Source organism: Sulfurimonas sp. (assembly GCF_047622445.1).
Classification (GTDB): domain Bacteria; phylum Campylobacterota; class Campylobacteria; order Campylobacterales; family Sulfurimonadaceae; genus Sulfurimonas.
Genome location: NZ_JBLHOE010000017.1, coordinates 22,791 through 35,993 on the forward strand (window position 1 = coordinate 22,791; position 13,203 = coordinate 35,993).

General features: G+C 34.2%; 12 protein-coding genes. 2 read left to right on the top strand and 10 right to left on the bottom strand.

Annotated features, from left to right (window positions below):
- Position 1 precedes the first annotated feature (1 nt).
- Together ACI9TV_RS05630 and ACI9TV_RS05635 are read left to right on the top strand one after the other, a co-directional pair.
- On the top strand, positions 2-2,488 hold the full coding sequence (locus ACI9TV_RS05630; protein ID WP_415249787.1) for a S8 family serine peptidase: 2,487 nt from the start codon (positions 2-4) through the stop codon (positions 2,486-2,488).
- Between the two features lie 14 nt (positions 2,489-2,502).
- The gene (locus tag ACI9TV_RS05635) at positions 2,503-3,195 is read left to right on the top strand and encodes a 2OG-Fe(II) oxygenase (RefSeq protein ID WP_415249788.1); all 693 of its coding nucleotides are present in this window, start codon (positions 2,503-2,505) and stop codon (positions 3,193-3,195) included.
- 5 nt (positions 3,196-3,200) lie between these two features.
- Here the strand turns inward: ACI9TV_RS05635 and ACI9TV_RS05640 are convergent, their stop codons facing one another.
- The 10 genes from ACI9TV_RS05640 to ACI9TV_RS05685 form a co-directional block, all read right to left on the bottom strand.
- The gene (locus tag ACI9TV_RS05640) at positions 3,201-4,172 is read right to left on the bottom strand and encodes a lytic murein transglycosylase (RefSeq protein ID WP_415249789.1); all 972 of its coding nucleotides are present in this window, start codon (positions 4,170-4,172) and stop codon (positions 3,201-3,203) included.
- A 36-nt stretch (positions 4,173-4,208) separates the two neighbouring features.
- Positions 4,209-4,862, bottom strand: a complete 654-nt coding sequence (gene murU, locus ACI9TV_RS05645; RefSeq protein ID WP_415249790.1) for an N-acetylmuramate alpha-1-phosphate uridylyltransferase MurU — start codon at positions 4,860-4,862, stop codon at positions 4,209-4,211.
- 10 nt (positions 4,863-4,872) lie between these two features.
- Positions 4,873-5,808 (bottom strand): aminoglycoside phosphotransferase family protein, encoded by a 936-nt coding sequence (locus ACI9TV_RS05650; RefSeq protein ID WP_415249791.1) that lies wholly within the window; start codon positions 5,806-5,808, stop codon positions 4,873-4,875.
- Complete coding sequence (locus ACI9TV_RS05655; RefSeq protein ID WP_415249792.1) at positions 5,801-6,883, bottom strand: anhydro-N-acetylmuramic acid kinase; 1,083 nt, start codon at positions 6,881-6,883, stop codon at positions 5,801-5,803. Before ACI9TV_RS05655 ends, ACI9TV_RS05650 begins: the two co-directional genes overlap by 8 nt.
- Entirely contained in the window at positions 6,884-7,933 is a 1,050-nt protein-coding gene (locus tag ACI9TV_RS05660; RefSeq protein ID WP_415249793.1) for an HNH endonuclease, read from the bottom strand.
- Positions 7,933-8,958, bottom strand: coding sequence for a DNA adenine methylase (locus ACI9TV_RS05665; protein WP_415249794.1), 1,026 nt, complete (start codon positions 8,956-8,958; stop codon positions 7,933-7,935). The genes ACI9TV_RS05660 and ACI9TV_RS05665 overlap by 1 nt, the downstream gene beginning before the upstream one ends.
- On the bottom strand, positions 8,951-9,964 hold the full coding sequence (locus tag ACI9TV_RS05670) for a DNA cytosine methyltransferase (RefSeq protein WP_415249795.1): 1,014 nt from the start codon (positions 9,962-9,964) through the stop codon (positions 8,951-8,953). Before ACI9TV_RS05670 ends, ACI9TV_RS05665 begins: the two co-directional genes overlap by 8 nt.
- Before the next feature lie 94 nt (positions 9,965-10,058).
- Positions 10,059-11,531 (bottom strand): sodium:solute symporter, encoded by a 1,473-nt coding sequence (locus tag ACI9TV_RS05675; RefSeq protein ID WP_415249796.1) that lies wholly within the window; start codon positions 11,529-11,531, stop codon positions 10,059-10,061.
- On the bottom strand, positions 11,524-12,603 hold the full coding sequence (locus tag ACI9TV_RS05680; RefSeq protein WP_415249797.1) for a glycoside hydrolase family 3 protein: 1,080 nt from the start codon (positions 12,601-12,603) through the stop codon (positions 11,524-11,526). The genes ACI9TV_RS05675 and ACI9TV_RS05680 overlap by 8 nt, the downstream gene beginning before the upstream one ends.
- On the bottom strand, positions 12,600-13,154 hold the full coding sequence (locus ACI9TV_RS05685; protein ID WP_415249798.1) for a hypothetical protein: 555 nt from the start codon (positions 13,152-13,154) through the stop codon (positions 12,600-12,602). The genes ACI9TV_RS05680 and ACI9TV_RS05685 overlap by 4 nt, the downstream gene beginning before the upstream one ends.
- Positions 13,155-13,203 lie beyond the last annotated feature (49 nt).

The window sequence follows — 13,203 nt, forward strand, 5'->3', positions numbered from 1 at the left end:
GATGAAAATTGGTGCTATACATTCTTTAGCAATGTCAGTACAAGCCTCAGCACAAATAAATAATAATGACCTAAATACTTCCTTAGAGAGGTTGTCTAGCGGACTGCGGATAAATAAAGCTGCAGATGATGCTAGTTCTATGCTAATAGCCCATCAATTAACTAGCGATGCATATGGTGTTATGCAAGAGATAAAAAACAGAAATGACGAGATAGGACTCTTACAAATTGCTGATAGAGCAATGGATGAACAATCTAGCATTTTAGAAACTGTTAAGGTAAAATTAGTTCAAAGAGCTAGTGATACGCAAAGTAGTAGTTCCATCTTGGCTATAAATAAAGACATAGGCAAATTACTCGATTCTTACGACGATATAGTAAAAACTACATCCTATAATGGAAAAAAACTTTTATCTGGAACATATCAATCAAGTAAGGGTTTAAATATCCAAAACACTGCAGTTTCTAGTATAGGGCATGTCTCTATAAAAGAGTTTGAAACAATTACCTTAGGTGGAACTACACAATTTACGCTAACAGATGGTGATAAGTCCATGACTTTTGAATCTATGGAAATAGGTTATACAAAAGGAACAGGAGTTGGTGAACTCTCCCGGGTTATAAATGCACAGAGTTCTGAAACTGGTGTGCAAGCTTCTTATGTGGTCAAAAGTATAAGTGCCCAAGCAATTCAAGCAGGTCTGATTGAAGATTTAAAGATTAACGATATTACAATTGGTAGTATTACGGTAGAAGATAATGATAACGATAAGTCACTTACATCCGCTATTAATTTACATACCACACAAACAGGTGTAACTGCATCCGTTGATAGTGAAGGTAAATTAGTTCTAGCAAGCCAAGATGGTCGAGGTATCAAATTAGATAATGCCCAAGACTTGAAAATATTAGCTGAAAACTATGGAAAACTATCTCTTACAAAGTCCGGTGCATCTGATATAGAAATTGATGCGACAGGTATTTATGAAGGGATGAACTTTACTCAAAAAAATGCTACATTAGATTATGTAAATAATCAAGATGTAGTTGAACGTGCAGGTTCAATTGATGCTGGAGGTTATTCTGAATTAACAGCAGATATGATTACTAATTATACGACAGGTTCAGGAGTATATAATACTAGTGACTTAATGAATATAGCGGCTGCAAAGACAACGTATAATTTAGATGGTACTGGTTATGCAGTTGCTATTATTGATACTGGGATAGATGCAGCACATGATTTTTTTGATGATAGAGTTGTTGTAAATTTAGATTTTACTGGAGAGGGTCTTACTGGGGATGTGAATGGGCATGGTACCCATGTCGCATCAACAGTGGGTTCTTCTGACGCTACATATACAGGAGCTGCCTCAGGAGTCGATTTAATAGGACTCAAAGCTTTAGAAGATGATGGTAGTGGAACTTCAGCTATGATTGAAGATGCATTGCAGTGGGTAATTGCTAATGCAGATACATATAATATTGCTGTTATAAATATGTCATTAGGTGATCCTACAAATAATAATACTGCCCAAGATGCTCTTAGTGTGTATGGCGATGAATTGGAAACATTAGCTAATATGGGTATTATAAATGTTGCTGCTGCAGGGAATAGTTATTCAACTTATGATCCTCTTCAAGGTGCATCATATCCAGCAAATTCAGCTTATACAATTGGTGTTGGTGCTGTTTTTGGAGATAATACATTAAGTGGAGCTTCTTGGGGAGGTCCAGATGGCAATATACTTACTCTCGGAGATAATGAGACAGCGTATACTGCAGAAGCAGATAGAATTACTCCATTTTCACAAAGAAGTACTGAGGTGGTTGATATTTTTGCGGTAGGTGCTCCTGTCTATGCTGCAGATTCGGCCAATCTCTCTGATGCAAAAATGTTAACAGGAACAAGTCAAGCTTCACCTCAAGTTGCTGGTATAGCTGTTTTAGTTCAAGAGTATGCAGAAAAAGAGTTTGGAAGAACATTGACATTAGAAGAAATGAGAGATCTCTTGGTTAATACGGCTGTTACTATTAATGATGGTGATGATGAAGATGATAATGTAGCTAATACCGGAGCAGACTATAAAAGAATAGATGCACTAGGCGCGATTAAGGCTCTTGCAGCATTAAAAGAACTGTTAGCACCAGCAGTTGAGCGTGGAAATACTATGTATGATCATGCTGGAAATAACAAAAGTGTAGATGAGATAACCCCTTTACTCATGACTATAGCGGATTTCGCGATAAGGGAACTGACAGCTGTCAGATCAGATATTGGCTCAACTCAAAATATGCTTCAATCAGATGTAAATTATAAATCTATTCAAAGTGTTCGACTTTTATCTTCTGCTTCACAATTACAAGATGTCGACTTTGCAGAGGAGAGTCAAAATCTCAGTAAAAAGATAATACTAGCCCAAGCTTCCACATTCGCAATGGCTAAAATCACACAACAATATGATATGATAGCTCAATTATTAAGATAGTTGAGGAAATATAAATGTCAAACTTTATAGAAGTTTTTGAAGATGTTTTAGATAGTGATTTTTGTGATGAGATGATTGAACTTTTTGAGAAAAGCCCACACAAACATCGTGGTACTACAAGTGGTGGTATTGATAGAACAAGAAAAAATAGTACAGATCTTCCACTATTTAGACATCCTGAATATAATCAATATCTTTATAAGATTATGCCAAAACTCGAAGCTAAGTTTGTAGAGTACGTAGAAAAGAATTATTTTATGATTGTTTCTATGTTTAGCTTGACATTATATCACCCAAAAACTGCAGAACCGACATTACTCACACATGAAAATTTTGAAGAGGTGGGATTACCACAAATAGAGATGTTGATAAAACAGATTTTTTATATATTACCACCTCAAATGCAGAAATACGAGAGAGGCATTGGGAGTTATAGTGCTTGGCATAGTGAAACGTATCCAGAACTAAACAATAACAATACTTTACATAGAGTATTACTTTATATCGTTTATCTCAATGATGTAGAAGAGGGTGGCGAAACAGAATTCTTTTATCAAGGTAAAAAAGTAAAACCAAAAAAAGGTTCTGTAGTTATTTCCCCATGTTATTTTACCCATACACATCGAGGAAATATACCTATCTCTAACAATAAGTATATTTTAACTTCTTGGCTACAGTTTAAAGATGCAAAAAGTATATATAAATAGATTTTTTATAAACCCTTATGTGTATCGTAAGCTAAACGCATCACTCCAATAGCGTAATTGGATGAGTTGTTGTAGCGCATAATTGTTTTTGCATAAGTTCTTAGGTATTCTAGTTCTGGTTTATTACATGCAAAACAGTTGTACTTTTTACCAGTTTTTTTACTCTGGGAGTATACAAAAGAAGCATCTTTATTTTTAAATTCATAGTCGTACCAATCAGCTTCTACTTTTGGCATTTTAGGAATTTTGCTCCAATCTATGAGTGTGGTGAAGTTTGCCTTTTTATGAAGATAACGACTTGCAGACATGATGGCATCTTCCATTTTTGTTAAATCTCCTACTTTATCTTTATAGCTGTCTATATAAACAAAACTACTAGGCATAAACTGAGGGATTCCAACAGCACCTGCATAAGAACTTGGAAGAGAACATTGCTCTGGTGCATAACCTTTTTTATAACAGTATGAGATGATTGAAACAAGGTTAGATTTCCCCATATTTAGTAACCATTTATCTCTTTTTGTTTTTACTTTTACTTTTACAACCAGGGTGTTAAAAACTTCAAAGGCATCAAAACTGGGTTTAATTATTCCAAGTTTTGTTTCTTTCATTAATATTGAAGCAACTATTTCTCGGTTTACTCCGTATCTTTTTTCTGCTTCATCATAAACTTTATCATATTTTTTTACATGTGCGATAATTTTTGGAACATACTTCACTAAAACGTTGTTTGCTTTTTTTTCATTTTCACGATGCTTTTGAATTTTGTCGGGGTGAAAAAGTTTGAAACTTCTTAAGTCCATTTTTTCAGTTTTACGAGATAATAAAAAAAGGTTTGCATCATGAACTGGCACACCTTTTTTTACAACTTTTTTACAGATCTCTTCATAGTGTGGTTTTTGAAATTCACAGTTAATATATTCTGCAAAAAGCATGGTCGTGGTAAGTGTGAGTAAAAGTAATTTACGAGTCAGCATGTAGTTCTTCTCTGTATTGAATTTCAATTTTTATAATCAATGTATAGCCTTATTTATATCTTCTAATCTTTGGGGTGTTCCGATGTCATGCCAATCGCTCAGATGTACTTCACCACTTATATTTTTATTTTCTATTGCATCTCTTAGTAGTGGGGCGAGCGCTGACTTTGTTTCACTTACACTATCAAAAAGTGCAGGATTATAATATCCTATCCCTGAAAATGTATACATATGCTCTGCTTCATTTAAAACTAAAGTATCATTTAAGCCAAAGTCACCATTAGGATTATGTGGAGGATTTTTTACTAAGATAAGATGCGCTTTTTTATCCTCTAAGTCAAAACTTGCATTAAAATCATAGTCGCAAAAAATATCTCCATTAACAACTAAAAAGGGTGCATCTCCTAAGAGTGAGAGAGCTTTTTTAATACCACCAGCACTTTCTAGTGCACCACTTATTTGTTCATCTGAGTAAGATATTTTCACTCCATAAGACGTACCATCGCCAAGATACTCAGGAATTTTGTATCCTAAGTGAGCTATGTTTATAACTATCTCTGAAAAACCAGATGCTACAAGTTTTTCAATATGCCAAATGATTAAAGGTTTGCCTTTAACTTCGAGGAGTGGTTTTGGAAGAGTGTCTGTAAGTGGTCGCATTCGCTCCCCACGACCAGCAGCTAATATCATTGCCTTGATGCTATATCTCTTTAAACATTTGGTTGAGTGGTTTTGTTTCTTCGTAGAGTTTTGCTGTGTCAAAAAGATATCTAAGTGTAAGAGGGATATCTTTGAGATAGCCTTTTTTCCCATCTCTTTTATAGAGTCTTGAGAAGATACCAAGGACTTTCATATGGCGCTGCATGCTTATAAAGTCAAACCAACGAATAAATGTAGCGTCATCAACTTTTATACCTTTTTTATCTCTAAAGTAAAGTACAAGTTTGAGTATATCTTCACGTTCAAACTCTATGTAAGAGTCTTCTAAAAGAGAGGCAATGTCATAACAAAGCGCTCCACTCATAGCATCTTGATAATCTATAATACCTACTTCACCCTGAGTTGTTTGCATAATGTTACGAGAGTGAAAATCACGATGCACAAACACACCTTGTGGTTGTTTTAAAATTTCATCAGATACATCATCAATAGTTTTCCTGATAATTTCTTTTTGTTTATTTGAGAGCACAACAGGAAGTAGTTCTATCATATACCATTCACTCATAAGATCCATCTCAAAAGTCAAAAAATCTTTGTCGTAGATAGGAAGTCCACTAGTATCTGCTTCTTGCATTTTTACAATTTCATCGATTGCTTTTTTATATAAGTTTTCAAAATTATCTAAGTCCAATATATCAAGATAATGTGTAGATCCAAAGTCTTCTAATATAAGATATCCAGCTTTAAGATTTTGTTCAAGAATTTTAGGTGCTTTAACATGTACAGATAAAAGCTTTAGTGTTACGTTTATGAAAGGTATGAGTGAATCAAGTTCAAGAGAAGAATCCATAAGTAAAAATTTTTTATTGGCCTTAGTAAGTCTATAGTATGCTCTAAAACTTGCATCAGCTGAGGCGACTTCAATCTCAAAATCTTTGTAGGCAGTTGTATCTAACCAAGCTTGTATTTTATCCATATTTTCCACCTAGAATTGAGTTCTTCCTAGCTCCTGTAACTGAGCGTAAATTTACTTCCTCATTGTTTATACGTTTGTATGCAAACCAAGCAAAGGCCATAGCTTCCATATAATCACCACTAATATTTAGGGCATCGCTTTTTTGTACTCCACCCGCAAAAAGATTATCTAAGCGTTGCATTAAAAAACTATTTTTCGCTCCACCACCACAAATAATAAGTAAATTTATATCGGTATTTTTCACTGCATTTGTAATGGTTTGTGCTGTGAGTTCTAAAAGAGTTCTCTGGATGTTTTCTTGGGGAATTGATTGAAATTCTTGGATATGTTTGGAGAGCCATTCCCAATTAAAATACTCCCTCCCTGTACTTTTCGGAGGACGAAGATCAAAGTATGGATCGGATAAAAAGCTTTGAAGTAGTGCTTCATCTACTTCACCAGATTCAGCAAACTGGCCATTTTGATCGTAAGGAAAGTATTTACACTCTTTGACCCAAGAATCTAAAAGTACATTTCCAACTCCTGTATCCCAACCTTTAAGGTTTTCGCCAAGTATAGTGATATTTGCCATCCCACCAATGTTGATAACAGCTGCTTTTTCTTTAACATGAGAAAATAAAAACTCATGAAAGGCAGGTGCAAAAGGTGCCCCTTGCCCACCATTTGCTACATCCATACTTCTAAAATCAGCTACAACTTTCATCCCTGTTTGGGTACTTACAACATTTGGACATCCAAGTTGCATTGAAAAAGGAAATTCTGACTCAGGTGCATGCCAAAGTGTTTGACCATGAAGGCCAATGGCTACAACTTCATGTATATTTATCTCATTTTCTTCCACAAAGGTGTTAACAGATGCTGCAAAAAGATTTCCAAGCTTTATATTTAACGTGCCTACTTCGGCTAGGGTTGTTTGATTTGTAATTAGCTTGAGTATTTCTTCTTGTAATTCTTTTGGGAATGGGTATTCGTGGGAATATACAAGTGTACAGCTAGCATTATCAATTTTGCAAAGAGCTATATCAACGCCATCAAGGCTAGTCCCACTCATAACACCTATATATAATGAACCCATTTAAACACTCTCTTTGAATATATGTTCCTTATGATAGCGTAAGTATTCTAATCGTTTATCATTCAAGAATACTGGATTTAAAATATAGGTACTTAAGTGTTCTTTTAGCTCATTGTTGAGATTTTTGGAGTAGATAATATTTCCATCATCTAAAAATGAAATATAACCTTGATCAAATAAAATATCCATGTTTCTACTTAGAAGTAAGCCATTATTTGCATCATAAGCTTCATCTGTATCTGAAACTATAAAGGGTTTAATATGACTAGCAACTAAAGATGGGTAGGCTAATTCTTCGAGCATACACTTTACTTCACTAAATATCTCACTGCTTTGTTCTTTGAGTTGATTTTTATAAATACGGTGAAGATAACCATCTCGTTTTTTTGATTTTACTAAAAGAGGTACTTGAATATCCTCTTCAAAGTACAACTCTTCACCAACGAAAACTAAGTCATCAAGCTTTTTTAAAAGATTTAAAAAGTGTGAAATTTGATTGTATTTTCTTGTTTGAAAATCAATGCTTTGCGCTTGTAGTTTTACCACTTCAACTTCAGAAAAATTTAGAAAACCTTTTTCTACTGAAGATATATTAACCTGCATTAAACCAATTATTTCATTGATATGAAGCTTCCCTACCTCTTCTAGTGTTTTTAAAAGAAAGTTGATTTGGTGAAGTGAAGAATCTTCTTTTACAGAAGCATTAAGTTTAGAGTTTGAGTATACAATTTTAGATAAAAGAGAGGAGCGTTTTCTATTAGTTTTTGCATCTAAAAAGAGGAGTGAATCTGGATGAATGGAGAGTAATCTTGGATTTATAAAGCCAAGTTTTACTAACTGATTGATCCGTTTTCTAACAGATATATCATTTATATTATCAAAATTTACTCTTGCCTGTAGTCTCTCATATTTTTCTTGAGAGTAGGGTTCTTTTTCAAATTCTTGAATGAATGTGGCCGTAATCTCTAAAGTACGAAGAAATTTATCACTGTTATAGTCAGTAAAAGCATTCGTTACACTCCAGTACTGCTCATAGTTTTGTTCACTCATTAGCTTGCTTTGTAATTCTCGTTTTTGATGATAAAAAGATACTCGGTATTTGTGCCTTTTTTATCTTTTCCAGTAATTTGGTAATTGTGTGGTTTTTCAATCACTTGTATATTTTTTGAATACCTAGATATTATCTCGATTAGGTCTTCTTTTGAAGGGTAAGAGTTGTTGTTGTAGCTTAAAAACCAATACTTGTAATTTGATAGTTTAGAGAAAAGTTTATCAAATAACTCTAAGGCTGATTTCTTTTCTCGAAAGTTATTTTCAAAAGGTTCTACTTTTTTTGAAGCTATATACTCGTCAACAAGAGAATAAAAACCATGGTAATTATTCATCGTACCAGTATAAGGTGGGTCCAAATAAATGATGTCTGCTTTAACTGAGTCAAGGAGGTTGAAAACATCATCGTTGTACGCGACATTTTCTTGCGTGTTATCAAAGACGGCATTATTGTAAGCATCTAGGTTTTGTAAAAAATGGTTTTTAAATGTTTTGTTATGATAGGCACGTTTTCTTTTGTACTTTTCGTAAGAGTACTCTTCATCACGAAGTTGTTTAATCTTATCCCAATTAAGATTGAACCGAGAATAGGGCATTTTTCGTATCATCGAACGTCTTATGAGAGTAAAGGCGATTGTTTTTTTATACTCAGATGAGAGTTTTTCGATGTTTTTTCTGTATTGGTCAAGTTCCATGCACTCGTCATTGAAAAAGAAAACTTCACCGTAATTTTTGTACATAAAACCTTTACTTGGTTTTCCTGAAAAAATTAGCTTGATATCATTTTCATCAAGAGTTTCACCCTTATTTTCTATAATAGATTTTGCGAGAAAATAATTGATTTTTAAGACATCATTACTAATAACTCTAAGTCCTCTTTTTTTTGCCTCATAGCCAATAGAGGAACCACCACAAAATGCATCAAAGATTGACTTTGTATCTTTAGGAAAATAATCGCATATCCAATCGGCTAACTTCTCTTTGTTCCCAATGTAGTTAACTTTAGGATATTGGTTATCAAACATCTAACATCTTTTTAACAGCGTTTGCAATTGCCTCAGCCATAAGTGGTGGGACAGCATTTCCAACTTGTTGTTGTTGTGCAATTGAACTACTTTTAAACTCAAAATCATCAGGAAAAGTTTGAAGACGTGCTAATTCACGAACGGTTAAAGCACGGTTTGCAAAGGGATGAAATACCTTTCTCATATCTCCAGTTACAGTGATTGAGGGTTTTGCACTATTGTACTTGATGTACTTTCTCACATCTCCAGATTTTGGACGAAGGTTTAGAGGGATTTTTTCTCGTCCTTCACCATCTTTAATGAAACCCATTTTATCAAGCATCTGCTGCGTATGGTTCATTGCTTTATGATTAAGAAGGGTTGATTCTTCACCGGATTTTAGTTTTGGTAAGTTACTTAGAGCATCTTTTACTGTTAAATGTTCAGTGTGAGAAATATCTGGGAAAACTATGGTTTCATTAACGCGTGAACCGATGAAAATCACTCTTTTTCTCACTTGAGGTACACCATAATCAGCAGAGTTTAAAATCTTGCATTCTACTGTATATCCGAGTTTGTTAAAGTCAGCGACAATCTCTTTTCTTGTAAGGTGTTTATTATGTGTGTAAAGTCTTGCTACATTTTCCATGACAAAGTACTTTGGGTTAGTGACTTTTACCACACGTACGAACTCTTGAAAAAGTTTGTTTCGAGGGTCGTCTATAAATTTTCTTCCAATATTTCCAGCAATCGAAAAACCTTGACATGGAGGACCACCAATAACTACATCAACATCATTTCCTTTTGTAAGTGCGATGATCCTTTCATCAGAGAGTTTAGTGATATCTTCTTCTATGAGAGTGTGGCTAGGAAAATTTGCTTTATATGTTTTGCAAAAATCTTTTTGAATGTCAACAGAAAAGATATTTTGAAATCCCGATCTATCAAAGCCCAGTGAGAAACCACCAGCACCTGAAAAAAGATCGATGTATTTTAAAGCTTTTATATCTTTGCCCTTTCTATGCACTAGTCCTTCCTCATAATTTTAAAGAAGTGTAGCAATAAATTTTTTTTTGATTGAATAGTATGTCAAATTGTAATGTTTTTATTATATCTAAAAGTTATTTTGTATCACTTGAAGCTGTTTGCATGACGCTAAATGAAACTAAAGTTCCTATAACAATTTGCCATGAAAACCCAATGGAGATTCCAAAGGCATAAGGTTGTAAAGCAAGTACAGTTAAAAATCCACCGCCCAAAGCAAAGGGAACAGTTGTTGTATTACCACGTGAGGTAAAGATAGCTGAGAAGTAAACGCCAAGTAGTCCTGTGTATGCAAAGGCCATAACCCCAAGTGCAAAACCTATGAGTGAGAGTTCTGAATATCTTTGCCAAAAGTAACTTAACATGGCCATAGCAGATAAAATAACTGCGAAAAAAAGTACTGCTTTTCTTGATGCTTGAACAAAATGCGGTTCTTCTACTCTGGCGTTTTTTAATTTCCAAGGTTTATATAAATCTTCTACAGCAACTGATGCCATTGCTCCCAAAACTGAGTTAGTGCTTGAGAGTGCTGCTGCAATTGCCCCAACGGTAACAAGCCCACGTAAACCCTCAGGCATTTCATTTAAGATGTAGTACATAAATATAGTAATATTTTCACCATCAAAGCTTTGCGCTACTTCTGCATTTTGATAGAAAACAAAAAGCAAGGATCCAATTGCCATAAAGACTAAAACAACGGGAATTGTAAGAAGTATGGAAATAACTAAAGATTTTGCTGCTTCTTTTTCATTTTTACATGAAAGAACACGTTGTGTCATATCTTGGTCAAGTCCAAAAGCTGCTATGTTTAAAAGAAGCCAACCTGTGAGTAGCCCGAGTATACTAAACTTTCCATCTAGTGATGTATCTAAAACACGTAGTTTATTGTTTTCACTGAGAACTTGTAGAATATCAACGTGTTCAAGTGAGTAGTAAAGGAAAACTAAAACTGCAACTCCAGCTCCAATATAGGTTATAGCTTGGATGATGTCGCTTAATATGACAGACTTTACCCCACCAAAGTAAGTGTATGCCAAAGCACCCAGAACTAAGATGATAATAGAAATAGCCACATGTGAAAAAACAATATCGCCAAATAAAATCATGGAGATTGCTAAAGAACCTATGTAGAGTCTTGCTCCACTAGCAAGTACACGACCAATCAAGAACATGATTCCCGCTTGCTTTTTAGCACTTTCGCCATAGCGTTTTTCTAAAAATTCATAGACAGTAACAGCTTTCATCGCATAAAATCTTGGAATAAGAACATAGGCAACAAATACTACTGCTAAAAGACCAGAAAAATAAAACCCTATAAAGGTAAAATCGTGTTTATAAGAGAACTCTGGAGCACCTAAAAAAGTTGCGGCTGATTGAGATGTCGCAAGAACTGAGATAGCTACAGCAAACATCGGCATAGCATTTGAACCTATAAAATACTCTCTCGTTGAAGTGATTTTTGTACGTGAAAATAGGTAAGAACTAAAACCTAAAACAAGAAAGTAAGCAATGAAGACAAACCAATCAAGAGAGGAAAAAGTACTATTCATGTAATACTTGGATTCTTTTGTTCGATTCTAGGATTCTTTTATAAGGTATAGCGCCATTCTTTACTTCAGTATAAATAGTTTCTATGAGTTCATCTGTATTTTGATTTGCTAACTGGTTTCCAAAAAGAAGGATGTCTACTCCTGCATTTATCGCTAAAGTTACTGTCTCCTTGAGTGTATAGTGTGAAGAGATTGCTTTCATTTGTAAGTCATCACTCACAACAACACCTTTATATTGCATCTCATCTCTAAGAAGTTTAGTATTGACATTATGAGAGAGAGTAGCTGGATACGTAGCGTCTAGTTTTTCATTAAAGACATGAGCTGTCATTATCATCTCTACAGAGTTTGTAGCAATGAGACTTTTATACGGTTCTAACTCTTTTTTATCCCAAGTATCAGTAATGTTTACAAAGCCAAGGTGTGAGTCCCCAAGAGAAGAACCATGACCTGGAAAGTGCTTTAAAACAGAAATTATTCCAGCTTTTTTTTGTTCTTTTATTAGGATTTTTGCGTATGAAGTTACACTTTTATTCGATGTTCCGAATGATCGTTCTAGTCCAACAATTACTTTATTTTTTGGATTTATCTCTAAATCAACTACTGGAGCAAAGTTGCAGTTAAAACCATGAGTTTGTAACATGTGAGACATCTCGGAGTATATTTTTTGAGTGTTAGCAAAAGAAGTGTTTGAGACTTCTTTTGCTGATGGAAATTGTGCGAACCCATAACTAGGTTTTAGTCGTGCAACACGACCGCCTTCTTGATCAACTGAGATAAGAAGCTTATGGTGAGTAAGGTTTTGAAGTTTTGAAGTGAGCTTTTGTAATTGTTCTGGTGAAGAGATATTTTTTTGTTTACTTCTGTCATTGTAAAAAATATCAAATAAAATAACGCCACCGAGTTCATACTTGTTTATATCTTTTATAAGTTGAGAATTTTCATCGACACTTTGCTTATCAAAGCCTACTATGAGCATATGTCCAATCATTTTTTTAAGATTTTCATCGCTGGTGGGAACTGAAAAAAGTGTTTGTATTAGAAAAATACAAAGGAATAAAAATAGTTTCACGAATGATCCTCTCGTTTAAGTATAAGATTTATAGCATCAATTTGATTAAATATAAGTGATTTAGTTGTTTCTTTTGTGACTTTTTGAGGTTCGAAGTGATCTGATACAACTTTAAGTACATGATAGTTTTTAATCGCGGGAGAGTGAATAACTGCGTCATAAAATCCAAATGATTCCATATCTACAATGTCATAAGTATTATCACTTATTTCATGCTCTACACAATTTAGCTGAGCAGGTGAAGTACTTTGCAAAGGCATACTTTTGTTATTATAAATTATAGTACCGATTTCTAGAAGTTGGCCGATGTCGTATTGCTCAGATGCACCACATATTCCAATGTTGAGATAAATATCTTCATCTGTTATATCATAGTGATTTATAAGTGCTTGTGTAGCGTGTGCTGAGGAAGTAACTCCTATACCACTGACTATGAGCATTATACTATCACTAGTAAAAACATTAAAGCCTGAAAGCTTTGTGGGACGTAGTTTATGCTTGTCAACAAAGGCTTGTGCTTCTGATTTTAAAGCAGTAACGATGTATAGCAATATAGTTCCTTGTGATCTTTTTTTATAAAATATTTTCTTTTATTATGTT